General features: G+C 52.7%; 2 protein-coding genes. One reads left to right on the forward strand and one right to left on the reverse strand.

Annotated features, from left to right (window positions below; translation table 11 throughout):
• Window positions 1-83: 83 nt before the first annotated feature.
• Complete coding sequence (pmbA, locus tag KDK15_RS05900; protein WP_257294438.1) at window positions 84-1,445, forward strand: metalloprotease PmbA; 1,362 nt, start codon at window positions 84-86, stop codon at window positions 1,443-1,445.
• 42 nt (window positions 1,446-1,487) lie between these two features.
• Here the strand turns inward: pmbA and KDK15_RS05905 are convergent.
• Window positions 1,488-1,667, reverse strand: a 180-nt coding sequence (locus tag KDK15_RS05905) for a hypothetical protein (protein WP_257294439.1), incomplete at its 5' end; no start/stop codon positions are given.

The raw sequence follows: 1,667 nt of genomic DNA on the forward strand, positions 1-1,667 counted from the left end.
GCCGTCCTCGCTACGGGGTCGCCTAGACGGGCGCTATTCTCGGACAGCCTCCTAGGCATAAACAAAACAGATCAGGTGCAATCATGGGCGAATCTTCCAATGCAGTGCTGGAACCACGAAGTGAAGAGACCAGGCTGAAATCACTGGCCAGTGATATTCTGGCAGAGGCCGCCAGACAGGGAGCGGATGCCTGTGAGGTGGGCATCAGTATGGATGCCGGCCTGTCGGCCAGCGTCCGTATGGGGGACGTTGAAACGGTTGAGTTTAACCGTGACCAGGGACTGGGTATCACCGTCTATCTGGGTAAACGAAAAGGGTCTGCCAGTACCTCTGACAGTACTCCACAGGCGATCCGTGAAACGGTAAAAGCCGCCTGCGATATTGCCCGTTACGCTTCCGAAGACCCATATGCGGGGCTGGCTGACTCAGTGTTAATGGCTGACGGTGATGCGTTGCCGGATCTTGACCTGTATCACCCTTGGGGAATTGATGCCGGGCAGGCGATTGATCTGGCCATGCAATGTGAAGATGCCGGACGTTCTTTCAGTAATAAAATTGTTAATTCCGATGGTGCCAGTGTCTCCAGCCACCAGGGTTGCCGTGTCTATGGCAACAGCAATGGGTTTATTGGCAGCTATGTTTCCAGTCGCCACAGCCTGAGTGCTGTATTGATTGGCATGCAGGGTGATGAGATGCAGCGGGATTACTGGTACACAGTAAACCGTAATGCTAACGAGCTGGAAAAAGCGATCGCTGTTGGTAAGAAAGCGGCAGAACGCACGGTTCGCAGACTGGGAGCCCGAAAAGTTGGTACTGCCGAAGTACCTGTACTGTTTGCACCGGAGGTGGCTTCAGGTCTTATTTCCCATTTTCTCGGGGCGATCAGTGGTGGCAGCCTTTATCGACAGGCCTCTTTCCTGTTGGATCACCTGGGCAAGCCGGTATTCCCAAAATGGATGCGTATCCATGAGCAGCCATTGCTGAAAAGCATGCTGGGATCTGCCAGCTTTGATAATGATGGGCTGGCAACCTATGCCAAGGACTTTATTACGGACGGTGTGCTGCAGCATTATATTTTAAGCACCTATTCTGCCCGCAAGCTGGGGATGGACAGTACCGCCAACGCCGGTGGTGTTTACAACCTGTTTGTGCAAAGCAATGCGGGTGATCTTGATGCGCTGCTGAAACAGATGGGAACCGGGCTGCTGGTTACCGAGCTAATGGGACAGGGGGTCAATACCGTAACCGGTGATTATTCCCGTGGTGCCGGTGGCTTCTGGGTCGATAATGGCGAAATTCAGTTCCCGGTGTCAGAAGTGACTATTGCTGGCAACCTGAAAGATATTTACCGGAATATTGTTGCTGTGGGTAGTGATGTGGATAGGCGTGGGAATATCCAGACCGGTTCAATTCTGATCAGCAGTATGAAGCTTGCAGGGGAGTGATTGCTAAAAGACAGTGCTCACAGAACTCTCTGGTTCAGAAAATCACTGATAACAATGCAATGCCTCATAGTGCAGAAAAGCGCTAATACCCATACGACACACCTCCCTCGTTCCCACGGGGGACTGTGAGAACGGTGTGCCGCACACACCAATGGAGTCTGAAGGATATTCTCCTGATGTGTGGAAGCTGTAGGAAAGATGGCGGTAGGCCCGCCGAAGTCG

The sequence above is a fragment of the Endozoicomonas sp. YOMI1 genome (assembly GCF_024606345.1).
Taxonomy (GTDB): Bacteria; Pseudomonadota; Gammaproteobacteria; order Pseudomonadales; family Endozoicomonadaceae; genus Endozoicomonas.